Below are 25761 nucleotides of genomic sequence, written 5' to 3'. Positions count from 1 at the left end.
AATGCAAATAGAAATGGTGGACCTTAAAGGTCAATATATTAAAATAAAGAACGAAATCGATCAAGCTGTTATTTCGTGTATGGCCAGTGCCTCTTTTATTAATGGGCCAGCTGTTAAAGAATTCCAATTAAAATTAGAACAATATCTAGGTGTAAAACATGTTATTCCATGTGCAAATGGAACAGATTCATTACAAATTGCTATGATGGCCTTAGATTTAAAGCCAGGAGACGAAGTAATTTGCCCTGCATTTACATACGTTGCAACTGCTGAAGTAATAGGATTATTAGGGCTTACTCCCGTTATGGTTGATGTAGATCCAGATACTTTTAATCTTACCGCTTCCGCGATAGAAAAAGCAATTACCTCAAAGACCAAAGCTATTGTACCTGTGCATTTGTATGGCCAATCGTGTGATATGGAACCAATTATGAAATTGGCAGAAAAGCACAATCTTTATGTAATTGAAGATAATGCCCAAGCTATTGGTGCCGATTATACCTATTCTAATGGTAGTGTGGCCAAAACCGGTACTATTGGTCATATTGGTAGCACCTCATTTTTCCCTTCGAAAAATTTAGGGTGTTATGGAGATGGCGGGGCATTGATGACAAATAATGATGAATTGGCAAACAAAATGAGAATGATAGCGAATCATGGACAAGAAAAAAAATACCATCACAAAATTTTAGGTTGTAATTCTAGACTGGATACTATTCAAGCTACAATTTTAAATATCAAATTATGCTATTTAGATAAGTATAATTCTGATAGAAATGCAATGGCAACCTTTTATGATGAGGCATTGTCAACCGTTGATGAGCTGGAGGTTCCAGCTCGACAAATCAATAGCTCCCATGTATTTCACCAATATACTTTGAAAGTAAAAAATAGCAAGAGAAATAAATTACAACAGTATCTTTCAGAAAATGGAATTCCGAGTATGATATATTACCCACTTCCACTATATAAACAAGAAGCCTTTCAGCAGTTTGTTACCAGAGAATTTTCACTTGCAACTTCTGAGAGATTATGTGATGAGGTATTGTCTTTACCAATTCATACGGAAATGAATATTGAGCATTTGAATTTTATTTGCAATACTATTAAATCCTTTTTTAATTAACGCATGAAAGATTTTTACGCACATGAAACAGCAATAATTGATGAAGGTTGTACTATTGGAGCAGGAACAAAAATATGGCACTTTAGTCACATAATGTCGAACTGTATTATTGGCGAAAAATGTAATATAGGCCAAAATGTAGTTATTTCACCTCAAGTTGTGCTGGGGAAAAATGTAAAAGTGCAAAATAATGTATCTATTTATACTGGTGTGGTATGTGATGATGACGTTTTCTTAGGTCCCTCTATGGTATTTACTAATGTAATCAACCCAAGAAGTGCAATCAATAGAAGGGATCAATATACCAAAACACATGTAGGTAAGGGCGCAAGTATAGGAGCTAATGCAACTATTGTTTGCGGACATAATATTGGTGAATATGCCTTTATTGGTGCTGGTGCTGTGGTGACTAAAACAGTACCTGCATTTGCCTTAGTAGTTGGAAATCCAGCACGACGGTTGGGTTGGGTTGGAGAGTATGGCCATCGATTAATATTTGATGATAAAGGAATCGCTGTTTGCCAAGAAAGCCAACAAAAATATAAATTAGAAAACAATACAGTGAGCAAAATTAAATAGTTATGAGTAAAATTAAATTTGCAGTAGTAGGCTGTGGTCATATTGGTAAGCGTCATGCGAGTATGATAGTAGGTAATGATGATTTTGAATTAGTTGCATTATGTGATACCAAACCTAAAGAAGAGCTAGGGTTGGAAAATTTTACAAGTGCCCGTTTTTTTAATTCCTTGGACGAAATGATTCAAGCTGGTATTACTGTTGATGCTGTCGCCATTGCCTCGCCAAATGGGTATCATCAAGAACAAGCTATTAAAGTATTAGAAAACGACTGGCATGTAGTGGTTGAAAAACCTATGGCATTGACTAAAGCAGGTTGTGAGCAAATAATATTCAAGGCACTTCAAAAGCATAAACAAGTTTTTTGTGTCATGCAAAATAGGTATTCTCCGCCTTCGGTTTGGTTGAAAGATGTGTTGAATCAAGGAATTTTAGGTAAAATTTTTATGGTACAAATCAATTGTTATTGGAATAGAGATGATCGTTATTACAAACCAAATAAGAAAACAGGAAAACCAACAACATGGCATGGTACTAAGAAATTGGATGGCGGAACTTTGTTTACACAATTTTCACATTTTATCGATTTAATGTATTGGTATTTTGGAGATGTAACTAATATTAATGCTAAATTAAATGACTTTACTCATCAAAAAAGCACTGATTTTGAAGACTCTGGTATTGTGAGTTTTGATTTTGTGAATGGAGGTATGGGAAGTTTAAATTATTCTACTGCGGTTTGGGATAAAAATTTAGAAAGTTCTATTACCCTAGTGGCTGAAAACGGCTCTGTTAGAGTAGGGGGGCAATATATGAATGAAGTAGAATATTGTCATATAAGGGATTATGAAATGCCTGAATTGGCTGCAAGTAATCCTCCAAATGATTATGGACTTTACAAAGGCTCGGCTGCCAACCATCATTATATCTATGAAAATATTGCTAATGTAATTTCTGGAAATGAAAGTATTACCACAAATGCTTTGGAAGGAATGAAAGTTGTAGATATTATTGAAAGAATTTATAATGCAAAGTAGATATAAATCTTGCCCCTTGTGATTACAGGTATTAATCTATTGAAAATAAATGTATAAAATCTGTATTAAATGCAAATTTTAGAGTCAGAGGCTTTTAAAAAGAATGTAGTAAAACTGGCATCTGGAACTTTTATTAGTCAAATAATCACTTTGCTTGCTGCACCTATAATTACTAGACTATATGGTGCTGAAAATTATGGAATAGTGTTGATTTTTACATCGATTTCAACAATTTTCATCCCTCTTGCAAGTATGAGATATGAGCTATCAATTGTTTTGCCTAGAAAAAAATCTGAGGCCACTAATCTTTTAATACTTAGCATTGTTATTACCTTATTTTTTTCAGTTTTATTTTTTCTGGTAATTCTATTTTTGGGAAATGAATTATTTGCCTTTTTTAATATTAAAAATCTTATCCCCTATAAGTGGTTAATTCCAATTACCTTTTTTCTCGCTGGTATAACATCATCTTGTAATTATTGGTGTACTCGCTTTAAATATTTTTCACACATTTCTGTTGCACAAATAATTACTCAATTAGTTGTTACAATTGGAGGTATTAGTATTGGTTTTTTAGGTTTTAACGTTTCAATTACATTAATAGTCGTTGGCATAATCGGTCAATTAATTAATTTAATAATACTTCTTTCTAAAATCATAAATTTAAATGAAATAAAATTCATGTTTTTTTCAGTTAAATTTAAAAATTTAATTGAAGGGGCAATTAGATACAAGGATTTTCCTAAATATAGTAGTTTGGGAGCATTACTGAACACGGCCTCATGGCAGTCACCTATTATAATTTTAGCTTTTTACTTTCCTGTTTCAATAGTTGGATTTTATGGTTTAGGTTTTCGATTGATTCAAATGCCAATGTCACTATTGGGAAATGCAATTAATCAAGTTTTTTTGCAACATGGTTCAAAAAGTAAACATGAAGGTAATTTAGGAAGCGATATTGAAAAACTTTTTATTATACTTTTTTCTTTGGGTTTAATGCCCAGTCTGATTCTAATGACTTTAGGCGCAAATTTATTTGAGCTTTTTTTTGGGTTACAATGGCGTGAGGCTGGCGTTTATGTTCAAATATTAGCTCCTTGGGCTTTTTTGTGGTTTTTGTCTTCTCCACTTAGTCCCGTTTATTCAATTCTAGAAAAGCAAAAGAAAGAATTGAAAATGCATGGTTTGATTTTTTTTATGAGAATCATCTCTTTATTACTAGGAGGGCTTTGTGGAAATGCAAGAGTAGCAATTTTATTATTCTCGCTTGGTGGAATTGTTGCTTATGCATACTTGTTATTACAAGTTTTTTTGATTTCAAAAATAGATTTAAAAATTCTTTTTCGTAAGATATTTTATGAAAATTTTAAAACATTTTTTTATGTTTTGCCATTAATTGTATTGAAATTTTTTTTTAATAACGACCCATTATTGTTAGGTTCAGGTTTTTTGATATTTGTAATTGTTTCATATCAAAAATATAATGATTTAAAAAATCAAAAATATGTATAAATTCATTCTCGATGTTTACAATAGTAGTTCAGAATATGAGCAACTTAAGGAATTGCCAGGAACCACGGATTTTCCTCGAGCAGTAATTTCTCAAAAAGTGTTAAAAAATTTTTTGAAAAATCAAGAGAAAAGAAGTAGCATACTAGAAATAGGTCCAGGTAGTGGATTTATAACAGAGCATCTCTCTGAAGTTATAATTAATTACAAAGAATGTGATTTGGATTTAATGGATTTTAGTTCGGGGTTTCTTGAAAATACCAAGGCAAAAAATTTTCAAATTCGTGATTTTATTTGTTTTGATATAACGAAATTTCAAGAAAAACCAGAAATTAAAAATGTATATGATCTTATTTTTTTTCAAGAAGTTTTAGAACATCTTGTGAGTCCGTTTACTGCTTTAGTTAATATAAACAATATGTTGAATATAGGAGGTCAGTTATTTCTAACTATGCCCAACTCTGGATGGTGGAGAAATGTTTGGACCGAAAATTGTAGAACAAAGCTTTTATTAAGAGAAAACGTTTATTTAGATACTCACATAAGCGAAATGTCTACTACCGGTGTTGTAAAATTGGTTAATATGGCCGGATTTGATGTAGTAGATATAAATTTTTATTGTTCAAGAATGCCATTTTTAAAATCTATTTCTTCTGAGCAAGTTGGTTTTTTACTTGTAAAAAAATCATTGCCATCTGAAAGATGGAAGCAATTAACTTTGAAAAATCGAAATCTCTATTTTAGTCTAATGCGAGATAAAAAGAAATAAGATTTTCAAAATATTTGCAATGAAAATTTTAGAAATGTAAGTTGGTTTTCAATGGTTTTTATACTTGTTAATTTTTTCGTTCATATTTATATTTTTTATGTTGGGTTAAATTAAAATTTAATGCGAATAATTATAATAACACAAGGTATTTCTAGGATTGTTGAACCGCTTTTAAACTCAAATTTTAAAATTGTTGGTGTTTTAGATAATTTACCTCGAAATTTTAAGGAATCCTTACCTGAATCGTTTTTTATAAAAAAATTAAAATCAGTAATAAGAAAATTTCGAAATGTTCAAACTTTGGAACTCTTATGTAAAAAGTTTTCTGTTCCATACAAAGTTATGAATAATAGCAATGATATAGGCTTAGAGGATTGGATTCGAAATTTAAATCCTGATATTATTGTAGTCTATAGTATGTCTTCTTTGTTAAAAAGGAAAATATTTTCTATACCTAAATATGGGGCAATCAATCTTCATCCTTCTTTTCTACCCCATTATCCAGGCCCCAATCCTTGTTTTTGGTATTATTATAACATGGATTTAAAACCAGGTGTTACTGTTCATTATATAGGTGATGGTGAAGATGATGGTGATATTATTTATCAAGATAAGATTGAGATTGAACCTGGATTGCGTTCAAAAGATAGGTTAGATAGATTAATTAGTAACCTTGGTATTAAGCTTTTAATTCGTTCGCTAAATGAAATAGAAATGGGAGTTGCTCCAAGGGTAAGTCAGAGTTTTGAAAAATCTTCTCTCCGCGCTAGAAATATTAAACTAAGTGAACATTCTACTTTGATAAATTGGAATGAATGGCAAGGGGAAAGGATTTGGCATATTTTACGCGGTACAGAAGATTGGCTTGATGCAATACCGCAACCAAACGGATTATATAAAGGTACAAGATGGATAATCGGGAGTTTTTATAAATCTAAAACTGCAGATTATAATACTGGAAAAATTTATAAAATTGGTGGAAGGCATATGTTGGCAACGAAAACTGGATTTATTTCACTTACGCGTAAAATAAATTTTATTGTATTGTTAAAAAATGTAATAAAAATTTTATGACCAATAAAGAGAAATACAGAGAATTTTGTAAAACAGAGATTTCTATTCCAATTTTTAGTAAAGCTTGGTGGCTTGATGCATTATGTGGCGATAATTGGGATGTTTGTTTGGTTGAAGATGATTCAAAAATTGTAGCAAGTATGCCTTATTATAAAGTTTATAACAAGCTGGGTATGCTTTCTCTGCTAAATGCTCCGGAATCGCAATTTTTAGGTCCATGGATTAGTGAATTGAAATTAGGGAGTTCAAAAAAAATATCATTAGAAAAAAAGTATTTTGATGAATTAATCAACCAATTACCCCAATACTCACATTTTGAACAAAAATGGCATTATAAAAATAATAATTGGTTGCCTTTTTATTGGCGTGGATTTGACCAAACCACAAATTATACATATAAACTTTATGATCTAAGCGATTTAGAGAAAGTTTGGTCCGGTTTTAAAAGTAATATTCAAAGTGATATAAGAAAGGCAACTAATAGATTCAACCTTTCTATTCGAACAGATTTAAGAGTTGAGGATTTTTTGGTACTCAATTCACAAACTTTCGAAAGGCAGGGGGTTAAATTACCATATTCAAGAGATTTTATAATGCGGTTAGATGAGGCATGTAAAAATAATAATTCTAGACAAATTTTTATTGCTGAGGATGAACAGGGTCGACATCATGCAGGTGCATATATAATTTGGGATAATGATTGTGCTTATTATTTAATGGGGGGGGCTGATCCTAAACTTCGAACAAGTGGTGCAATGAGTTTATGTATATGGGAAGCTATTAAGTTCTCGTCCAAAGTAAGTAGGACTTTTGATTTTGAAGGGTCCATGATTGAATCAATTGAAAAATATTTTCGCTCATTTGGTGCAATTCAGGTACCATATTTTGCAATATCTAGAACACCATCAAAATTGATTTCCATAAGAAGATTTATAAATCGTTTACAAAAAAAATAATGATTATAATTAAATGCAATTTTGAAACCTTTGAATCAGAATTAAATTATATAACTAGTTTTATTTTTAACGATGTATTTGGATTGGAATATAGAATAGAAAACACGTTTTGTGATGATATAATGATTACTTCCAATTATGGATTTGAGCAGATTGAATTACCAAATATTTTTTTTAAAAATTTGAATGAAAATTGGCTGACCGAATCAAGTTTACCTAGTTTGCCCTTGGAAATTTGGGATACAAATGAGTTATCAGGTAAAATACCGTTAATAAATGATAAATTACCTATTATCTACGGAAAAATAAGGACTTCAGTAATTATAGAAAATACTAAAATTTGTTTACCAATAGATATTTTTGGCTCGGCATTTTTTATGTTATCAAGGTATGAAGAACTTATTAAAGGAGATAATTTAGATCTGCATCAGAGATATAGTTCATTTAATTCAATTTCTTCCAAAGCTAAATTTTTAGATAGGCCAATAATTGATGAATATATTGAGGTATTGTGGGTCGCAATTAATAGATTATGGCCCAACCTTAAAAGAAAAGAGAAGAGTAACAAACTCAATATTACCTGTGATGTTGATAGTTTGTTCGATTTAAACTCATCAATGCTTTCTATTATAAAAGGAGTTTCTGCAGATTTATTAAAGAGAAAGAGTATTAAGGTTGCATTGCGAAATTTTAAGAAGAGATGTTTAGGTTTGAAAGGAAATTTTTTGTTAAGTCAACATTACAGTAATATCATTTGGATGATGGAAGTAAATGAAAAGGCAGGAAATGTAATGTGTTTTTATTTTTTGTCTGGCGGGAAAAATAAACTTGATTCTAATTATGATTTTGGTAGTAAATATATGCGTTTGCTTTTAAGAGAAATACACTCAAGAGGACATATTATAGGAATTCATCCAAGTTATGACACATTAAATAATGAAAAATTATTTGAATCAGAAGTAGTTCGTTTTCTTAAAGTGTTACGAGAGGAAGGTATAAAAATTAATAATTTAAGAAGTCGTCAACATTACTTGAGATGGTCTACGCGAAATACTCCTGGAATCCTTGATGCTAATAATGTGTATTCAGATTCAACTTTGGCATTTGCTGACAATTCAGGTTATCGATCCGGGACATCTCGTACATATCCCATGTATAATATTTTACGAAGGAAAGCATTAAAAACGCTTCAAGAACCATTGATAATTATGGAAACAACTGTGATTTCAAATGAATATTTAGGGTTAGGGTATTCCGAAGCAGCGCTAAGGTATATGCTTAAGTTCAAAGAAGATTCTATGAGAATTTCCGGTCAATTTACATTATTGTGGCATAATTCATCATTTGAAAATAATATGGCCAGTATAATATATAATAAATTAATTCAAAATAATTAAATTATGTGTGGAATTTTTGGTATCCTATCTAATACTAGCATTAATAGAAAGCATTTAAAAGAATTAGCAAATCATGCAAGACAACGTGGTAAAGATTCTAGTGGGTTAATGTATTATAATAATAGCAAGAAAAAGTATGTTATTTTTCGGGCAGATTTCGACATATCGAAATTATTAAATAGTCAAGATAAAATTAATTCAGACTTTGTTTTTGGACATAGTCGATTAATTACAAATGGACAAAGTGATAATCAACCGGTTGTTAGGGATGAAATAGTTGTAATTCATAATGGGATTGTTGTTAATGAAGATGTTATTTGGTCTAAAATAGAATTAGAAAGAAAATTTGAAATAGACACAGAAGCTATAGTTGGGTTAGCGAAATATTATTTAGACAAAAACATAGAAATTGAAAATTTGGCTGCAAAAATTCTATCTGACTGTAAAGGTACAGTGTCAGCAGCTTTAGCACTACCCAGTTTAGGTAAGGTAATTTTATTTTCCAACAATGGTAGTTTGTTTGTTGGAAAAACTAGTGGTTCTATTTATTTTTCTTCGGAAAAATATGCTTTGGAACAAGTTAAATGTGAAGAAATCCAACAAGTTGATTCTAAAGGTTTGGTCTTTGATATTATACCATCAAATCACATTGAGATTAATGAAATAAATCTAAGAATTGAGAATTTGATTCCTACTTTCAAGAATATTTCACAAGAAGAAGCATTACTTGAATATAGGCCAATAAATCTTAAGAGATGCACAAAGTGTATTTTGCCTGAAACAATGCCATTTATTTATTTCGATGAAATAGGAGTCTGTAACTATTGTAATAATTATATACCAAGAAATAACCCAAAACCAAAAAAGGAATTATTGGATATAGTAGAACCTTATAGAAAATCAAATGGTCCAGAGTGTATAGTCCCATTCTCTGGAGGGAGAGATAGTTGTTGGGGTTTACATTTGGTGACTAAGGAATTAGGTTTAAAAGCAATAACTTATACTTATGATTGGGGTATGGTTACTGATTTAGGTCGCAGAAATATTAGTAGGATGTGTTCTGAATTAGGGGTGGAAAACATAATTATTGCAGATGATATCTCTAAGAAAAGAAGGAATATTGCATTAAACCTGAAGGCTTGGTTGAAATCACCTCATCTTGGTATGATTAGTATATTAACTGCGGGAGATAAGCATTTTTTTAGATATATTGAAACCGTTAAAAAACAAACAGGTCTTAAATTGAATTTATGGGGAGTCAATCCTTTAGAAGTCACACATTTTAAAGCTGGTTTCTTGGGTGTACCACCAGATTTTGAAGAAAAGAAGGTTTATTCTAATGGAGCCATAAAACAATTAAATTATCAAAGTAAAAGATTTATGGCGATGCTTCAAAGTCCGGGATATTTTAACAAATCAATCTGGGATACATTATCAGGAGAGTACTATAGAAGTTTTACTACAAAGGAAGATTACTTTCATATTTTTGATTATTGGAGATGGGATGAAATTATTTGTAACGAAACATTGAAACAATATGATTGGGAGTTAGCACCCGATACATCTACAACATGGAGAATCGGAGACGGCACAGCTGCATTTTATAATTATATTTATTTTATTGTGGCTGGTTTTACAGAACATGATACATTTCGTAGTAATCAAATAAGAGAAGGTCAAATTACAAGAGAAGAAGCATTGGCTCTAGTATCAGATGAGAACCAACCCAGATATCAAAATATTAAATGGTATTTAGATGCGGTAGGGTTAGATTTTACTGATGTAATCAAAACTATTAATAGAATTCCAAAATTGTATTAATGGATATTTTTAAGGACCATACCAAGACTTTAGTAGTAATAACAACTGAAACTTCTTGGAATGAAATTCCCAGAATGAGACATCATGTTGCTTTGCAGCTCGCAAAACAAAATAATATATTATTTGTAGAGTTAGATTCTTCAAAGAAGAAATCTTTGAATATTTTTTCAGATTCAATTGCTATTTTAAACTTGGGGGGCTACATAAGGGGCTTAAATAGATTTTATTTTTTAAAATCAATATTTGATTTATATCAAGCTCGTAAAATTAAAAATGTTGTCGATAAAATTGATTCTCCCAACAAAGTAATTTTAAATTTCAAATTTGATTTTCATCAAATTTATTTTGCTTTTAGTTGGGATTTAAAGTATTATTTCATGAATGATGATTTTATTAGTATGTCTTCTAGTTCTAGACAAAAAAATCATAGAAGAAAACAACAATACAAAACTATTAGTAAATCATCTCGTATATTTTTAAGTGCTGATGCCTTAGCTAGTCTTATTGAAGAAGATAATAAGGAAATATCTGTTATTTATTCAGGGCATGATTTTGAAATAAATAATAGTATTTTAATCAAAAGTAACTCAAAACCTATTTTATGTTTTATGGGATTTATCCATGACAATTTGGAATTTGAGTGGTTAGAATCTTTAGCTAAGACAAATTTTTATGAAATTAGATTAATTGGACCTGTTGAGAACCCTTACATCAAATTGAGATTTGAGAAGTTTGAAAATATTAAATTTTATGACGCTCTTGTGGGTGTCGAACTTCAGCATTTTCTTCAAAAAGCAGACGCTTTTTTGATGCCTTATAAAAATCTTCAGGTAAATACTGTTTCTTCTGTTCCAGCAAAATTATTTCAATATTTAGCATGTGGTAAACCTATTATTTCTAACAAATTACCGAATTTAATCAAGTTACCTTCATATTTCGTTTATCAGGCAAACTCAGGGGAGGATTTTGTTAATATGGTGTCAATGGCTTTGAAAAATGATAATGAGGATAATTATAAAAATCGTATATTATTTGCAGCAGAAAATACTTGGAGTAAAAGAGGCGAAAAAATAAATGAAATTTTAGTTAATGATCTAAAATTTATTAAAAATACAAGTAGTGATGTTAAGTGATAAACTACATCTAAAACTATCTTCTTATTTGGCGTCATTTGCTTTATTTGACCTTTTAATTTTACCTAGGGTTAATTTTTCTGTACTATTGCCCATTTCATTGCTTTTTGTTTTGATATACGTCCCCATTAAATTTAACAAAAAAAAAGGGCTTGTTATTTTCATTATTTCAATAATAATAATTTTAAGTATATTGTTTGGAACAATTTTTCAAGACAAACATAATTTAACAAAAAACCTCCAAAGAGGTTTTCAGTTATTAATTATTTTATCATACTCGCAATTGAGAATTGATTTCGATAAAATAAAAACATTAGTTTTAAAGATTTTAAGAATTTATTTTTTTTGGCTTTTATTTTTAATTACAATCTTTTTTTACAGAAATGATATTTATGCTTCGTTAGTTTCAATTTTATATCCTGAAACACTAGAATTTTTAGAGTGGAATATAGCATCATTGAGATTTGGTTATGCATTTAGTGATCCCAATTCAGCGGCTTATTTAACTGTTATGGCATTACAATTATATGTCATAATTGAAAAAAATAATTATTTGCTTTCTATGTTTTTTTTTATTGCTTCATTAGCTATTTTATTCACACAATCTAGAGGAGGATTAATTTGTTTATTGATTGTTTTAGGATTCCATTTTTTTCAAAATGGAAGGACAAAATTTAAAATAGCATTCATAATTTTAATATCATTATTAATTTTTTCAGGTTTTTATTTTTATAGTGAATACATAAATGAGTTTTTTGAAATAGCGAAATCAAGAACGGAACAAGAGGAAAGTGTTGGGGGAGGGAGAATAGATAAGTATATATATTTTATTAAAAATATTAATTTTCTTCCTTTTGGTGTAGGATATGATTTATATAAAGATGGAGTTGAATTTAGACCACATTCTGATTTAATTAGATTGAATTTATCTTACGGAATATTCGCTTTACCTTTGATTTTGTATTTTTTTTTACCAAAATCAAAAAACCAGTGGTTTTTTTTATTAATAATCTCAATACCATTTTTAATTAACTCATTAATTGATGATTATAGACTTTTTGGGGTTGCTTTAATTATTTTTCAATTGATTAGTGAGAAAAAAAATCAATATTATCGGGGGGCTAATTAATTAGAAAATATTATTATTTTCATCAGTTTACGCCAAAAAAATAATTTATTTTTTCAAATAATTTTTCAAATTAGAAGATCATTTAATGAATAACATTTATTACATAGGTTTTTTTTCAGGGTTAAAAAACCCTAATGATTTCTACCAATTACCCTCTTGTACTAATAAAATGTCATATATTATTGCGTCCTTAAAATCAATTGGATTTAATGTAAATGTTCTTGCTTTAGGGGAATCAAACAAATTACAATTTTCAAAATCAGTTAAGGTAGATTGTCAAGAAAATTACTGTTTTACAAGCACATTTTACACATCAAATCTATTATTTAAATTAATTTCTAGAATATGGTTATTTATACAGGTGATTTATTTTGTTTTTTTTAAGACAGAAAAAAATCCTAAAATAATTTTTTATCATTCTTACTATTTCATTAAAATAATGAAATTTACAAGGTTGTTTAAAAAATTCGAATTGATTTACGAAATTGAAGAAATTTTTAAAGCTGCTTGGAATAAAAATAAATCTGAAGTAAATCATGAAATAAGCCAACTAAATTTTGCTGATAAATATATTTTTGTGAATGACTTAATGAATGATTATTTTGGATATGATAAAGATTATGTTGTTTGTTATGGGAATTACAGTCGTATTAATTTTTTTAAATCTAATTTAATTGATAATAAAATAAAAATTGTTTATGCCGGTATAATTGGAGGCGAAAACTCAGATGTTTTTTTTGCAATTAATGTAATGAAATTTTTACCATCTAATTATGAATTAGGAATTGTTGGTTATGGAACTGAAGATAATTTAAATAATTTAAAAAAATATATTGATAAAAATAAAGATGCACGAATTAAATATGATGGACTTTTAACAGGAGAAGATTTAACGAATTATTTAGGAAAATTTCATATTGGCATTTCATCGCGGCTATTAAAAGATGAGCTTTCAAATTTCACTTTTCCTTCAAAGGTTTTATTTTATTTATCACATAATTTAATTACCGTAAGCACTGATATTAAATGTATAAGGTTTTCAAAAGTTAGTAATTTGGTTCATTTTGTAAATGAGCTTGATTATGAAAAATTTGCAATAAAAATATCAAATATTGATAAGAAACATTTTTATGATAATCAGTCTAATTATATTTTGGAAGAATTGGACGTAGATTTTAAAAATAGTCTTAGAAAATTATTAATTGGATAATTTATGAATAATAGAATTCTGATTATTGATGCTCTTGTATTTGAACAAAATAAAGCTTTTGGATTTCAAGAATATTTATTTAATCTTTTAAATTATTTTTTTGATAACAGAGAAGATTTATTATTCAATAAGATTATTTTATTATGTGATAAGAAAGAAGTAACCTTTTTTGAAAAATTCAGTACTAAAATAGAAATTAAGGGGTATAAAATTTCAAACATTTTCCTTAGATTTATTTTACAATCAATTATCCCGTTTTCATTGAATTTAAAGCGAAATGATGTTATTTTAAACTTATGCAATTATTCAGGTTTATTTAAACAATCAAAAAATATTTTAGTTATACATGATTTACTTTACTTACGTAAAAATCTTTTTAAAAATTTTTTAATCCGTTTTCAACGAAAAATATTTATTCCTAGATCAATTTCACTTGCGGATAAAATTATTGCCATTTCTGATTTTACGCGAAATGATATATTAAAAAACTTCAAAATACCTTCACAGACTTCAGTTATTAAAATATATAATTATTTTAATTTTGAGAAATATGTTTTTAATGATTCGACAAAAAGAGATAATTTAGTGCCCTTTTTTTTGAGTGTTTCTTCATCAGCATATCATAAAAATACTATTACTGTATTAAAGGCTTTTAACAAGTTTTGTCAATTTGATAATAAAAAATATTTATATTTCGTTGGTTCAATCTCTGAGCTTACTGCCTCAATTTACTACAATCAATTATCACCTAATGTGAAAAATCGTATTAAAATATTTAGTAATATTTCAAATGAGGAAATGGGGAAATTATATTGTGAATGTGAAGCTTTTATTTCTGCAACATTGTTTGAAGGTTTAGGTATGCCAATCGTAGAAGCCATGTATTTTAATGCACAACTAATTCTTTCTGACATAGAGATTACTAGGGAGATTACAGAAAATAATGCATTTTTTTTTAATCCAAATTCTTTTGAAGAATTATATGATAAAATGATCAATCTTGAAACAAGAAAAATAAATACAAAAACGTACGTTAAAAATAGATTTGCTTCAAATAATACTTCTATTAAATATATTGAAATCATTAATAATGTATAAAAAAATTAATAATTACTACTTGATATTATATTATGCTTGAAAATAAAACCCTACTTATAACCGGCGGAACTGGTTCTTTTGGAAATGCCGTGTTGCAACGTTTTCTAGCTACAGATCATTTTAAAGAAATCCGAATTTTTTCTCGTGATGAGAAAAAACAAGATGATATGCGAAATCAGTTGAAGAATCCCAAATTAAAATTTTTCATTGGTGATGTTAGAGATTACAACAGTGTTGAACCTGCAACTCGTGATGTTGATTATATTTTTCATGCCGCAGCGTTAAAGCAAGTTCCATCTTGTGAGTTTTTTCCAATGCAGGCTGTAAAAACCAATGTTGAAGGAACGCAAAATGTAATAAAAGCAGCAGGTTTTAATGGAGTAAAAAAAGTGATTTGCCTGAGTACAGATAAGGCCGCTTATCCAATAAATGCTATGGGTATTTCTAAAGCAATGATGGAAAAGGTAGCAATTGCTGAATCTAGAAATCTACAAAACACTATAATTTGTTTAACACGCTATGGAAATGTGATGGCGTCTCGAGGGTCAGTTATTCCTCTTTTTATCAATCAAATTAAAAGTGGTGTTCCATTGACAATTACTGATCCTAAAATGTCTCGTTTTTTAATGAGTTTAAATGATGCCGTAGATTTGGTTTTATTTGCTTTTGAGAATGGCAACCAAGGAGATTTATTTGTTAACAAAGCCCCTGCTGCAACCATTGGTGATTTGGCAAAAGCTATTAAAGAATTAGCAAAAGTTGATAATGAAATTAATATCATTGGAACACGTCATGGCGAAAAATTATATGAGACACTATGTACCAGAGAAGAGATGGTTAAAGCTCAGGATATGGGTGATTTTTATCGAATTCCTGCTGATAACAGGGATTTAAATTATTCAATGTATTTTTCAGAAGGAGAGAAAAGTATAGGTGATTTAGAGGATTATCACTCTCATAATACGGAAAGACTGAATGTAGAAGGGATTAAAAATCTTATTTCGAAATTGGCAATTGTTAGAAAAGAGATATTCTTGGAGGAAGTAGATGATTTTTTGGTTTAATCAGCATTCATTGAATTCGAATAAAATCTTTTGTAATGATTAAGATAGGTATAACGGGGAGAAATGGTTTTGTAGGATATCATTTATATCAAACTATAAATTTATTAAAAGATGAATTCTTGTTAATAAATTTTGAAAGGACCTTCTTTGAGGATTTTCAAAAGTTAGATTCGTTTGTTGCCTCATGTGACGTAATTGTACATTTGGCTGCCTTAAACCGTCATAATGACTCAGAATTAATCTACCATACAAATGTTTCATTAGTTAATAAACTTATAGGGTCATTAGAAAGAACCGCTAGCAAAGCGCATATAATTATTTCGTCCTCCACACAAGAAGAACGTAATAATCATTATGGTAAATCTAAAAAAGAGGGTAGATTACTATTTTCTTCATGGTCGAATCAAAGTGGTGGTAGGTTTTCTGGCTTAATAATTCCAAATGTGTTTGGACCTTTTGGTCAACCTAATTACAATTCTGTAATTGCAACTTTTTGCCATCAAATAGCTAGAAATGAAACTCCAAAAATCGATATTGATGGAGATTTAAAATTAATTTATGTTGGGGATTTAGTAGAACAGATTTTAGGCTTAATACGTAATAAAGATAATTCTCATGAATTATTAATTGCTCACAATACTGAAGCTAAAGTTTCTGAAATACGTACTTTAATAGAATATTTTAAAATAGTATACCAAGATAACGGAGAAATCCCTGCTCTAAAAAATAATTTTGAGCACAAGCTTTTCAATACATTCAGGTGTTACATGGATGTTGGCTCTTATTTCCCTAAGATATTCATACAACATATAGACGCGAGAGGAAGATTTGTAGAAATTTCAAGGCAAGGAATTCCAGGCCAAACTTCATTTTCTACTACCTTACCTGATATAACTAGAGGGAATCACTTCCATACAAGAAAAATTGAACGTTTTGCAGTAATTAAAGGGAAAGCGCTAATTCAGCTAAGAAGAATTGGTACAGACAAGGTTCATAATTTTTATTTAGATGGTAATGAGCCATCTTATGTTGACATGCCTATTTGGTACACCCATAATATAAAGAATATTGGCGAAGATATTTTATACACAATCTTTTGGATTAATGAAGCATTTGATGTAAATAATCCGGATACTTATTTTGAAATAGTATAATTATGAATAAATTAAAAGTACTTACGGTTGTAGGGACAAGACCTGAAATAATCCGGTTATCACGCGTTATGTGTGCTTTAGATGCTAGCTCTGCGGTTGAACATATTATTGTTCATACAGGGCAAAATTATGATTATGAATTAAACCAAATTTTCTTTGATGATTTGGGAATCCGTAAACCAGATTATTTTTTGGATGCAGCTGGACAAACAGCCACTGAAACAATTGGAAATATTTTAATTAAAATAGATCCTATATTAGAAAATTTAAACCCAGATGCCTTTTTAGTTTTAGGAGATACTAATAGTTGTTTATGTGCAATTCCAGCAAAAAAAAGACATATACCCATATTTCATATGGAAGCGGGTAATCGATGTTTTGACCAAAGAGTTCCAGAGGAAACAAATAGAAAAATTGTAGATCACATTTCTGACATTAATTTGACATATAGTGATATTGCAAGAGAATATCTATTGAGGGAAGGTTTGCCGGCTGATCGAATTATAAAAACCGGATCACCGATGTACGAGGTACTTAATCATTATTTACCATCTATAAATCGTTCTAATGTATTGTCAAGGTTAGGTTTAGAGAAACACCAGTATTTTGTTGTATCTGCTCATAGAGAGGAAAATATCAATAATACTGATAATTTCAACGGGCTAATTAATTCATTAAATCTAGTTTCTGAAACGTTTGATTTACCAGTAATTGTTAGTACTCATCCGCGCACAAGAAAAATGATTGAGGTGGCAGGGTTGAGTTTACATAAGAATATTCAACTTTTAAAACCACTTGGATTTAATGACTATAATGCGTTACAGGTACATTCAAAGGCTGTACTTTCTGATAGTGGCACCATATCGGAAGAGTCGTCTATTTTAAACTTTCCGGCTTTAAATATTAGACAAGCACATGAACGACCTGAAGCCATGGAAGAAACATCAGTAATTATGGTTGGACTAAATCCAGAAAGGATTTTGCAAGGTTTGTTGCAACTTGAGTCCCAAAAAAGAGGAGAGGAAAGGTCATTTAGAAGTGTCGCAGATTATTCAATGCCTAATGTTTCAGAAAAGGTTGTTAGAATAATTATTAGTTATGTCGACTACATTAAGAGAGTTGTTTGGTCTGAATAATGAAAATTCTTTTTTTGACATTAGCAAGGATTGACTCTATTGAAGCTCAAGGGATCTATCCTGATTTATTAAGAAAATTTAGAGATAATGGCCATGAAGTGACTATTGTTAGTCCAGCTGAAAGGAAGTATGGGAATAAAACTAAATATATTCAAGAAGGCGGAGTAAGAATGTTGAATGTTTGGACAACTAACATTCAAAAAACCAATTTAATAGAAAAAGGGATTACTACTATTTTTCTAGAATTTTATTTTTACAAAGCAATATTGAGATACATAAATTACAAGGATATTGATTTGATTCTTTATTCAACTCCACCAATTACGTTTACTTACTTAATAAAACAATTAAAAAAGGCGTCTAATGCAAAAACATATTTACTGCTAAAAGATATATTTCCTCAAAATGCTGTTGACTTAAATTTATTGAAGGTTGGAGGTATCCTTTATAAATATTTTAGAAAACAGGAAAAAATACTTTATAATATATCTGACTATATTGGTTGTATGTCACCTGCCAACCTGAATTATGTTTTAGAAAATAATCCTGAGATTGAAAAGAATAAGTTAGAAGTAAATCCTAATTCGATTGATGTAAAAGAGAATTTCTTAAAGTTTAATTATGATATTTATACAAAATATAATATCCCTAGAAATAAGATAATATTCATTTTTGGAGGGAACTTAGGGATTCCACAAGGCGTTGATTATTTAAAATCTAATATTGAAAATTGTAAATCTATTGAAGATGCTTTTTTTCTTATTATTGGAGATGGAACAGAATATAATAAAATAAGTAATTGGATACGATTTTCAGAAATTACTAATGTATCACTCATAAAAGAATTGCCTAAATCTGAATATGATGATATTTTAAAGTTGTCACATGTTGGATTAATTTTTTTGAACCCGCATTTTACTATCCCAAATTTTCCTTCTCGCATATTAACTTATATGCAAAATCGCTTGCCAGTTATTTGCGCCACAGATTTAGTTACTGATATTGGTGAAATTGCCGTAGTTAATAATTTTGGCTATAAATGCTTAACATCAGATTATGAATCTTTTTTTGGTTATGTAGTAAAACTATTGAATAATGATTTAAGAGTAGAAATGGGAAATAATGGATTTCAGTTTTTGAAGAACAAGTACAGTGTAGAGTTTACATATGATAAAATTATTAGTAAAATATAGGTTTTGAAAATAATGAGGATCTACTAATCAAATTGATAATATAAATTAAACATAACTTTAAACAACAAATACATGAATGTTTCATTTGATGAATTTAAACAAAAATTTTCTGAAGCAATTGAAGACGATTCTATTCTTCAATTAGGATCTAAATCAAATTTTAAAGAACTTGAATCATGGGATTCATTTACCGGAATGTCTGTTATTTCAATGATTGATGAAGAATTCAGTATAACTATAAATGCTAACGAAATGGCAAAAATTAATACATTGGAAGATTTATACACTCTTTTAGAAAGTAAATCTAAATGAGTATTAAAATTTTAATTACTGGTGCATCCTCAGGTATTGGAAGAGAGGTTTCCATTAAATTATCCTTAATAGGATATGATTGTATATTAACGGGTAGAAATTCAAAGGAATTAGATAAAACTTTATCAATGATGTCAGGGAGTAATCATTTAATATTCTCAGGAGACTTAAATGAGCAGAAATTTATCGATTACCTCTCTACCGAAGTGTGTGAATTAAGTGGAATAGTTCATTGTGCGGGAATTATTAAACTTATGCCTTTTAAGTTCATTAATAAAGTAGAGTTTGATAAGATTATGGAAACCAATCTCTTTTCGCCATTTTTTTTAACTCAAGCACTATTTAAAAAGAAAAAATTACTATTTGGCTGCAGTGTAATTTATATTTCATCCATAAGTGGTCCAATTATAGGCTCAAAAGGAAATTTAATGTATAGTGCGAGCAAAAGTGCAATTAACGGAATAGTTAAAGTTTTAGCATTAGAATTGTCAGAAAAAAATATACGGGTAAATGCGATAAGTGCTGGTATGATTTATTCTGAAATGTGGGAAAATAATAATAAAAACATAAGTAAGGACCAATTATTGGAAGACTCAAAAAAATATCCATTAGGTTATGGAGAACCCTCAGATGTGGCTTCATTAGTATCATTTTTAGTTTCATCAGAATCTAAGTGGATTACTGGATCAACAATAGTTTTAGATGGAGGTTTTACAATCCAATAATCTTATGAAAGCTGTAATAAAATCTATTGCTTCTTATCTACCAGAATTCATTTTAACAAACGAAAATCTTGCACAGGAATTCCCTGAATGGCAGGTAGATAAAATTTTAAATAAAGTTGGGATAAGGCAAAGACATATATCTGGAAATGAATCAATTACAGAAATGGCGGTGAAGGCTTCTGTTAAACTTTTCGAATCATCTATACTCAAGCCTGTCGATGTTGATTACATATTATTATGTACGCAAAGCCCTGATTATATTTTACCCACAAGTGCATGTATTTTACAAAATGAACTTAATATACCAATAACTGCAGGAGCCTTAGATTTTAACCAAGGCTGTTCTGGATTTATTTATGGTTTATCTTTAGCAAAAGGGTTAATTGCTGCTGGAATAGCAAAGAATATTTTATTAATTACATCTGAAGCTTATTCTAAACATATTAATATAGAAGATAAAAGTAATAGAGCAATTTTTGGAGATGCGGCTACAGCAACTTGGATAGGAACGGGTACTGGATTAGAAATTAATAACTTTAAACTAGGAACAGATGGTAAAGGAGCCAATAATTTAATTATTAAAAATGGAGGAAGTCGTTTTCCAAAAGACGAGTGCAAATCTTATATTGATATTAATGGAATATTAAGGGATAATAACTGCTTATACATGAATGGTAGCGAAATTTTTAATTTTACGTTGGAATCGATCCCTGGCCTCGTAAAAAATACTTTAACAATAAATAATTTAAAATTTGATGATGTTAATTGGTTTGTATTTCACCAAGCTAATGCATTTATGTTGCAACATTTGAGAAAAAAAATTGGAATCCCTGAAGAAAAATTCCCTATTGAACTGGAAATGACAGGCAATACTGTTTCTTCAACCATACCATTAGTTTTAGAGAAACTAATTAATAAAAAAAATATTAAAACTAATCAAAATTTAATGTTGACGGGATTTGGAGTTGGTTATTCCTGGGGGAGTGTAATTGTTAAATCAAACTCTATTTTATGAAACGTATCGCTATATATGGTTGTGGAGGATTTGGAAGGGAAGTCAAATCATTAATAGATCAAATTAATTCTGATAGTAAAAAGTATGACTTTATAGGGTACTTTGATGACGGAATTTCTAAAGGCACAAATATTGGGAGTGATATAGTTTTAGGGGGGATTATAGATTTAAATATGTATTCTCATAACCTATTACTTGTAATTTCTATATCTGATCCTATTGTTAAAAATAAAATAGTTGATTCAATATCAAATAATTATGTTTCCTTTCCTGTATTGATACATCCTAGTTCGATTATTAGTGACATTGATGTCATTATTGGCGAAGGAAGTATAATTTGTGCATCTGTAATAATTACAGTTAATGTAAAAATAGGTAATCATGTAATCTTAAATTTAGGGTGTACAGTAGGTCATGATACTAATATTGGAGAATTTTCATCTTTTATGCCTGCAGTTAACATTTCAGGAGAAGTTAATATAGGATCACATGTTTATTGTGGTACTGGCGCAAAAATAGTAAATAGAATTAATATTGGTGAATATACCAAAATTGGAGCGGGATCACTTGTCCATAAAAGTTTACCTTCTTATTGTACTGCAGTAGGTTTTCCTGCGAAACCTATAAAATTTCAAAATGAATAGTAAAATCTGGCTATCCTCCCCTCACATGGGAGATAAAGAAGAGGTATATGTAAAAGAAGCATTTGATACTAATTGGATTGCCCCTCTTGGTCCTCATGTAAACGCTTTTGAAGTAGGTCTTCAAGTTCAAACGAAATCTAAACATGCAGCAGCGTTGTCGTCGGGGACTTCTGCAATTCATTTAGCTTTAGTTTTGTTGGGTGTTAAGTCAGGCGACACTGTATTTTGTCAATCGATGACTTTTTCAGCCTCTGCTAATCCAATTGCATATCAAGGAGCTAATCCTGTTTTTATAGACTCGGAGTCTGAAACATGGAATATGGATCCAAAAGTATTAAGAATAGCACTTTCAGAGGCAAAAGAGAATAGTAAGTTACCTAAAGCAATTATTCCAGTACATCTATACGGAATGCCAGCTAAAATGAATGAAATACTCTCAGTTGCAAAAGAATTCAATGTTCCTGTTATTGAAGATGCAGCAGAGGCCTTAGGGTCTAATATCAATAATAAACCTTGTGGTAGTTATGGGGAATTTGGTGTACTAAGTTTTAATGGGAATAAAATTATCACTACTTCAGGTGGAGGTGCGTTGCTATCTAATAATGCAGAAATGATTGAAAAAGCTCGTTTTTTAGCTACTCAGGCTAGAGATGCAGCTCCCCATTACCAGCATTCACATATCGGTTATAATTATAGAATGTCAAATGTATTAGCGGGAATTGGAAGAGGTCAATTAGAAGTATTAAACGATCGCGTTGAGGCAAGAAGAAGAAATTACAATCGATATGTTTCTTATTTTTCTCGTTTGAATGATAAAGGGTTTAACATAAAATTCCAAGAGGAGCCTGAAGGCTATTATTCTAATCGTTGGCTAACTTGTATTCTTGTAGATTCTAAACTGAATAAAGGTTTGACAAGAGAAATAATAAGATTAGCATTAGACGAAGACAATATTGAATCTAGGCCTCTTTGGAAGCCTATGCATCAGCAACCTATATTTGCTAGTTGTAAAAGCTATAATAATGGTGTCTCAGATAAGTTATTTGAGGAAGGATTATGTTTGCCCAGTGGGTCAAACTTAACAGATGAAGAGTTTGATCGAATCTTCGAAAGCTTGGATTATATCTTTGCTAGGTATTAAAAAAGTTAATGTACAAGTTTTTTTTAAAAAGGATTTTTGACTTTATCGCAGCATTAATTTTGTTGTCGATATTTTCTCCTATAATTATAACTTGTTTCATCTTTCTTCTAATTGTCAATAAAGGAGATGCTTTATTTTTTCAAGTGAGACCTGGGTTTCAAAGCGTTCCATTTACAATATTAAAGTTTAAGACAATGCATGATGGGAAAGATAAAAATGGCAATCTATTGCCAGATGAAGTTAGACTTACCCGAATAGGTAAATTATTTAGAGCCTTATCAATTGATGAATTACTTCAACTGATTAATGTTTTAAAAGGCGATATGAGCCTAGTTGGACCAAGACCACTGCTAACTCAATATTTGACGAGATATACACCAGAACAAACTAGAAGACACAATGTGAGACCGGGAATTACGGGATGGGCTCAAGTAAATGGTCGAAATGCAATAAGCTGGGAAGACAAATTTAAGTTAGATGTCGAGTATGTTGAAAAAGTATCTTTTGCAATGGACATTAAAATTTTATGGATGACCTTTTTGAATGTTATCCAGCGTAAAGGAATAAGTGCTGATGGACATGCGACAATGGAGGAGTTTAGAGGAACAATTCAAGAATAGGGCTAAATTCCTTTCAAAATTGAATAATTAGCTCATCCAAATGTATTTTTTATTTTAAGTATTATTTCCCTGAGTATATTTATTCACAAAAAAATCTTGTGTTAAGATTTTCAAAACATTAAACTTAGAGGGAACGATAACTACTAAAATTTAAAACAACAAATATTTTATTCCCAAACTAGCACCGAGTGTATTCTTCACTCGTCTTCCTTCATCATATCCAAATTGAAGGTTTAAACTACACTTTTCATTCAATATTTTCTGAAGTGATATCATCCCTGAAAATTGGGATATAAAATCTGCGTCACTTAATCTTGGGGCTAAATGGTTCCTAGGACTAGCATAATAAGATTGTGATATTCTGGTTTTCCAGGAAAAGGTATCGCTAATATGGCCTGAAATACCTAAGTGATAGGATTTAATCGCATTCAGGGTAAATCCTAATCCTTTATTTCCTTGACTTTCATTGTCTATCACCATGATAGGTGTCCCAATTCCTTTTCCCCAATATTGCCAACCACTCCTTCCATTATTGAAATAGGATTCAATTTCTATTTGATGGGGGTCTTTGATTTTTAGGAATTCAGCTAATCCAGATACATAATTACCTTGATTTGCCGTGTAGAGGTATTCCAATGTGATTTGATCTATGATGCCTCCACTTTTATTTTTTATGGAAATTCCAGTCAGTCCGTCATTGATTTGAGTTAATGCAAAGCCTCTGCCAGTCTCATAGGCAGATTGTTTATATACTAGAACTTTTCCCCAAGTAGGCTGGAATTTTATGGCTACATCAAATGAACCCAAATGATTTCCAAATTGATTACCTAAATCATCATATTTTGCTATGGTATCAGTAGAGATAATGTCTCTATCCTTTAGCACAGTCACCACATAAAAATACGTATTTAAACCACTAGGGTAGTAATCATAATCTCCTCCTGTTTTTACTTTTGCTTCTCCGCCCCACATCACTTGGTGGTTTAGTCCTGCAAATACATTGATGAAACTATCGGGCTTGCCAAAACGGCCATAAAGACTTTTTTGATGTAAAAAACCATGGATGGTCGGGCCTTGATTATCCATCCACCCATGAGAAAAGGTCATATGAACCCCTAGCCAGCCTTTAGCAAAATTGAGGTAATCTCTGGTTCCGATTTGAACTTTGGGTATAGGTACGGAATTCCCCGACCAAGCGTAAAACCCGCCAGTTAAAGTAGTATCTCCTAATCCATAAACCTCTTTTCTCCTACCGGCCCATAATTCCCATTTGCCCCTTCTACCACTTATATAAGCTTGGGTTAGCCAAAAATCATTCTGTTTACCTCCCCAACCAGTAGCTTCCATTTCATATTTCCAATCGTATTTTTTCTTTAAATGGTAGTTTTTGCCAGACCAAGCTTTTAGCACAGCACTTGTATTTTCAAGGGGAACTTGACCATATTGTAGACTTCGTATCCAAAATGGAGTTACACCAGCATCAGAAGCTAAAACTTGGGCCTCAATGCTCGCATGAATGCTAGTGTCCAATTTTCCCCAAGCCGTAGAATAATTTACTAAGGTGAGATAAACAGCAACAATGGATAAAAGCCTTTTATTTGATTTGAGGAGCATAATTTTACAATCCAAATATTGCTTAAATTAAGCCATTATTATCAGCATTTTCAATCAAATCATCGATCACTTATTAAATGGTCGGTCCTATTTTTAAAATATTATATTGAATTCTTAATTTGGGTTTAAAGACACTTATAAAAAATCTTAACTCATCTTTTTGCTTCCTGTTACGGCTAATTCAAGAGGAGATTTTAAGCATAAAAACCACTGTTTTTTTTTAAAAATTCCTGTAGAATCGAAGTGGGAATATAGTGCTCAATTTCTAACGGAAATTGCTCAAATAACTCATTTGGAAAACAAAAACC

Annotated in this window: 24 protein-coding genes; 23 read left to right on the top strand and 1 reads right to left on the bottom strand. The window is 30.2% G+C overall.

Going from position 1 to position 25761, the window contains the following annotated elements:
- Position 1: 1 nt before the first annotated feature.
- The 23 genes from SKC36_RS09565 to SKC36_RS09455 all read left to right on the top strand — a co-directional run bounded on the left by SKC36_RS09565 (position 2) and on the right by SKC36_RS09455 (position 23839).
- The gene (locus tag SKC36_RS09565; RefSeq protein WP_459465715.1) at positions 2–1126 is read left to right on the top strand and encodes a DegT/DnrJ/EryC1/StrS family aminotransferase; all 1125 of its coding nucleotides are present in this window, start codon (positions 2–4) and stop codon (positions 1124–1126) included.
- Positions 1127–1129: 3 nt separating this feature from the next.
- The gene (locus tag SKC36_RS09560; RefSeq protein ID WP_459465714.1) at positions 1130–1705 is read left to right on the top strand and encodes an acyltransferase; all 576 of its coding nucleotides are present in this window, start codon (positions 1130–1132) and stop codon (positions 1703–1705) included.
- Positions 1706–1707: 2 nt separating this feature from the next.
- Positions 1708–2739, top strand: coding sequence for a Gfo/Idh/MocA family protein (locus SKC36_RS09555; protein ID WP_459465713.1), 1032 nt, complete (start codon positions 1708–1710; stop codon positions 2737–2739).
- Between the two features lie 69 nt (positions 2740–2808).
- A complete protein-coding gene (locus SKC36_RS09550) occupies positions 2809–4251 on the top strand; it encodes an oligosaccharide flippase family protein (RefSeq protein ID WP_459465712.1) in 1443 nt (480 codons plus the stop codon).
- Positions 4244–5017, top strand: coding sequence for a class I SAM-dependent methyltransferase (locus SKC36_RS09545; RefSeq protein ID WP_459465711.1), 774 nt, complete (start codon positions 4244–4246; stop codon positions 5015–5017). Before SKC36_RS09550 ends, SKC36_RS09545 begins: the two co-directional genes overlap by 8 nt.
- A gap of 120 nt (positions 5018–5137) precedes the next feature.
- Complete coding sequence (locus tag SKC36_RS09540; RefSeq protein ID WP_459465710.1) at positions 5138–6091, top strand: methionyl-tRNA formyltransferase; 954 nt, start codon at positions 5138–5140, stop codon at positions 6089–6091.
- Positions 6088–7047, top strand: a complete 960-nt coding sequence (locus SKC36_RS09535) for a GNAT family N-acetyltransferase (protein WP_459465709.1) — start codon at positions 6088–6090, stop codon at positions 7045–7047. Before SKC36_RS09540 ends, SKC36_RS09535 begins: the two co-directional genes overlap by 4 nt.
- Entirely contained in the window at positions 7047–8444 is a 1398-nt protein-coding gene (locus SKC36_RS09530; RefSeq protein ID WP_459465708.1) for a DUF7033 domain-containing protein, read from the top strand. Before SKC36_RS09535 ends, SKC36_RS09530 begins: the two co-directional genes overlap by 1 nt.
- Before the next feature lie 3 nt (positions 8445–8447).
- On the top strand, positions 8448–10265 hold the full coding sequence (locus SKC36_RS09525) for a hypothetical protein (RefSeq protein WP_459465707.1): 1818 nt from the start codon (positions 8448–8450) through the stop codon (positions 10263–10265).
- Positions 10265–11398 carry a glycosyltransferase family protein gene (locus SKC36_RS09520; protein WP_459465706.1) on the top strand — a complete coding sequence of 378 codons (1134 nt, stop codon included), beginning with the start codon at positions 10265–10267 and terminating at the stop codon, positions 11396–11398. Before SKC36_RS09525 ends, SKC36_RS09520 begins: the two co-directional genes overlap by 1 nt.
- Positions 11388–12527, top strand: coding sequence for an O-antigen ligase family protein (locus tag SKC36_RS09515; protein ID WP_459465705.1), 1140 nt, complete (start codon positions 11388–11390; stop codon positions 12525–12527). The genes SKC36_RS09520 and SKC36_RS09515 overlap by 11 nt, the downstream gene beginning before the upstream one ends.
- Before the next feature lie 169 nt (positions 12528–12696).
- Positions 12697–13737 carry a glycosyltransferase family protein gene (locus tag SKC36_RS09510; protein ID WP_459465704.1) on the top strand — a complete coding sequence of 347 codons (1041 nt, stop codon included), beginning with the start codon at positions 12697–12699 and terminating at the stop codon, positions 13735–13737.
- A gap of 3 nt (positions 13738–13740) precedes the next feature.
- Positions 13741–14835, top strand: coding sequence for a glycosyltransferase family 4 protein (locus SKC36_RS09505; RefSeq protein ID WP_459465703.1), 1095 nt, complete (start codon positions 13741–13743; stop codon positions 14833–14835).
- 32 nt (positions 14836–14867) lie between these two features.
- Positions 14868–15899, top strand: a complete 1032-nt coding sequence (locus SKC36_RS09500) for a polysaccharide biosynthesis protein (protein WP_459465702.1) — start codon at positions 14868–14870, stop codon at positions 15897–15899.
- A 35-nt stretch (positions 15900–15934) separates the two neighbouring features.
- Positions 15935–17053 (top strand): polysaccharide biosynthesis C-terminal domain-containing protein, encoded by a 1119-nt coding sequence (locus SKC36_RS09495; RefSeq protein WP_459465701.1) that lies wholly within the window; start codon positions 15935–15937, stop codon positions 17051–17053.
- A 2-nt stretch (positions 17054–17055) separates the two neighbouring features.
- Positions 17056–18189, top strand: coding sequence for a non-hydrolyzing UDP-N-acetylglucosamine 2-epimerase (wecB, locus tag SKC36_RS09490; RefSeq protein WP_459465700.1), 1134 nt, complete (start codon positions 17056–17058; stop codon positions 18187–18189).
- Positions 18189–19382: a glycosyltransferase family 4 protein gene (locus SKC36_RS09485; RefSeq protein ID WP_459465699.1), complete on the top strand. Its 1194-nt coding sequence runs from the start codon at positions 18189–18191 to the stop codon at positions 19380–19382. The genes wecB and SKC36_RS09485 overlap by 1 nt, the downstream gene beginning before the upstream one ends.
- A gap of 72 nt (positions 19383–19454) precedes the next feature.
- On the top strand, positions 19455–19694 hold the full coding sequence (locus SKC36_RS09480) for an acyl carrier protein (protein ID WP_459465698.1): 240 nt from the start codon (positions 19455–19457) through the stop codon (positions 19692–19694).
- Positions 19691–20419, top strand: coding sequence for an SDR family NAD(P)-dependent oxidoreductase (locus SKC36_RS09475; RefSeq protein WP_459465697.1), 729 nt, complete (start codon positions 19691–19693; stop codon positions 20417–20419). Before SKC36_RS09480 ends, SKC36_RS09475 begins: the two co-directional genes overlap by 4 nt.
- 4 nt (positions 20420–20423) lie before the next feature.
- Positions 20424–21434, top strand: coding sequence for a ketoacyl-ACP synthase III (locus SKC36_RS09470; protein WP_459465696.1), 1011 nt, complete (start codon positions 20424–20426; stop codon positions 21432–21434).
- Positions 21431–22078 carry a NeuD/PglB/VioB family sugar acetyltransferase gene (locus SKC36_RS09465; protein WP_459465695.1) on the top strand — a complete coding sequence of 216 codons (648 nt, stop codon included), beginning with the start codon at positions 21431–21433 and terminating at the stop codon, positions 22076–22078. The genes SKC36_RS09470 and SKC36_RS09465 overlap by 4 nt, the downstream gene beginning before the upstream one ends.
- Entirely contained in the window at positions 22071–23219 is a 1149-nt protein-coding gene (locus tag SKC36_RS09460; RefSeq protein ID WP_459465694.1) for an aminotransferase class I/II-fold pyridoxal phosphate-dependent enzyme, read from the top strand. The genes SKC36_RS09465 and SKC36_RS09460 overlap by 8 nt, the downstream gene beginning before the upstream one ends.
- A gap of 8 nt (positions 23220–23227) precedes the next feature.
- Positions 23228–23839: a sugar transferase gene (locus tag SKC36_RS09455; RefSeq protein ID WP_459465693.1), complete on the top strand. Its 612-nt coding sequence runs from the start codon at positions 23228–23230 to the stop codon at positions 23837–23839.
- A 150-nt stretch (positions 23840–23989) separates the two neighbouring features.
- Here SKC36_RS09455 and SKC36_RS09450 read toward each other — a convergent pair whose 3' ends face one another.
- Positions 23990–25453, bottom strand: coding sequence for a capsule assembly Wzi family protein (locus SKC36_RS09450; protein ID WP_459465692.1), 1464 nt, complete (start codon positions 25451–25453; stop codon positions 23990–23992).
- Positions 25454–25761: the final 308 nt, after the last annotated feature.

This window comes from Aquirufa sp. OSTEICH-129A (genome assembly GCF_054558355.1).
Note: the sequence above shows the minus strand (reverse complement) of the source record. Positions and strands in the feature narration are given on the sequence as shown.

What these genes read in the sequence shown, in the direction of transcription:
- SKC36_RS09505 (WP_459465703.1), top strand. Translation starts at nt 13,741, where the DNA reads ATGAATAATAGAATTCTGATTATTGATGCTCTTGTATTTGAACAAAAT.
- SKC36_RS09500 (WP_459465702.1), top strand. Translation starts at nt 14,868, where the DNA reads ATGCTTGAAAATAAAACCCTACTTATAACCGGCGGAACTGGTTCTTTT.
- SKC36_RS09565 (WP_459465715.1), top strand. Translation starts at nt 2, where the DNA reads ATGCAAATAGAAATGGTGGACCTTAAAGGTCAATATATTAAAATAAAG.
- SKC36_RS09510 (WP_459465704.1), top strand. Translation starts at nt 12,697, where the DNA reads ATGTCATATATTATTGCGTCCTTAAAATCAATTGGATTTAATGTAAAT.
- SKC36_RS09465 (WP_459465695.1), top strand. Translation starts at nt 21,431, where the DNA reads ATGAAACGTATCGCTATATATGGTTGTGGAGGATTTGGAAGGGAAGTC.
- SKC36_RS09560 (WP_459465714.1), top strand. Translation starts at nt 1,130, where the DNA reads ATGAAAGATTTTTACGCACATGAAACAGCAATAATTGATGAAGGTTGT.
- SKC36_RS09475 (WP_459465697.1), top strand. Translation starts at nt 19,691, where the DNA reads ATGAGTATTAAAATTTTAATTACTGGTGCATCCTCAGGTATTGGAAGA.
- wecB (WP_459465700.1), top strand. Translation starts at nt 17,056, where the DNA reads ATGAATAAATTAAAAGTACTTACGGTTGTAGGGACAAGACCTGAAATA.
- SKC36_RS09470 (WP_459465696.1), top strand. Translation starts at nt 20,424, where the DNA reads ATGAAAGCTGTAATAAAATCTATTGCTTCTTATCTACCAGAATTCATT.
- SKC36_RS09495 (WP_459465701.1), top strand. Translation starts at nt 15,935, where the DNA reads ATGATTAAGATAGGTATAACGGGGAGAAATGGTTTTGTAGGATATCAT.
- SKC36_RS09530 (WP_459465708.1), top strand. Translation starts at nt 7,047, where the DNA reads ATGATTATAATTAAATGCAATTTTGAAACCTTTGAATCAGAATTAAAT.
- SKC36_RS09450 (WP_459465692.1), bottom strand. Translation starts at nt 25,453, where the DNA reads ATGCTCCTCAAATCAAATAAAAGGCTTTTATCCATTGTTGCTGTTTAT.
- SKC36_RS09460 (WP_459465694.1), top strand. Translation starts at nt 22,071, where the DNA reads ATGAATAGTAAAATCTGGCTATCCTCCCCTCACATGGGAGATAAAGAA.
- SKC36_RS09485 (WP_459465699.1), top strand. Translation starts at nt 18,189, where the DNA reads ATGAAAATTCTTTTTTTGACATTAGCAAGGATTGACTCTATTGAAGCT.
- SKC36_RS09535 (WP_459465709.1), top strand. Translation starts at nt 6,088, where the DNA reads ATGACCAATAAAGAGAAATACAGAGAATTTTGTAAAACAGAGATTTCT.
- SKC36_RS09550 (WP_459465712.1), top strand. Translation starts at nt 2,809, where the DNA reads ATGCAAATTTTAGAGTCAGAGGCTTTTAAAAAGAATGTAGTAAAACTG.
- SKC36_RS09515 (WP_459465705.1), top strand. Translation starts at nt 11,388, where the DNA reads ATGTTAAGTGATAAACTACATCTAAAACTATCTTCTTATTTGGCGTCA.
- SKC36_RS09480 (WP_459465698.1), top strand. Translation starts at nt 19,455, where the DNA reads ATGAATGTTTCATTTGATGAATTTAAACAAAAATTTTCTGAAGCAATT.
- SKC36_RS09555 (WP_459465713.1), top strand. Translation starts at nt 1,708, where the DNA reads ATGAGTAAAATTAAATTTGCAGTAGTAGGCTGTGGTCATATTGGTAAG.
- SKC36_RS09545 (WP_459465711.1), top strand. Translation starts at nt 4,244, where the DNA reads ATGTATAAATTCATTCTCGATGTTTACAATAGTAGTTCAGAATATGAG.
- SKC36_RS09520 (WP_459465706.1), top strand. Translation starts at nt 10,265, where the DNA reads ATGGATATTTTTAAGGACCATACCAAGACTTTAGTAGTAATAACAACT.
- SKC36_RS09525 (WP_459465707.1), top strand. Translation starts at nt 8,448, where the DNA reads ATGTGTGGAATTTTTGGTATCCTATCTAATACTAGCATTAATAGAAAG.
- SKC36_RS09540 (WP_459465710.1), top strand. Translation starts at nt 5,138, where the DNA reads ATGCGAATAATTATAATAACACAAGGTATTTCTAGGATTGTTGAACCG.
- SKC36_RS09455 (WP_459465693.1), top strand. Translation starts at nt 23,228, where the DNA reads ATGTACAAGTTTTTTTTAAAAAGGATTTTTGACTTTATCGCAGCATTA.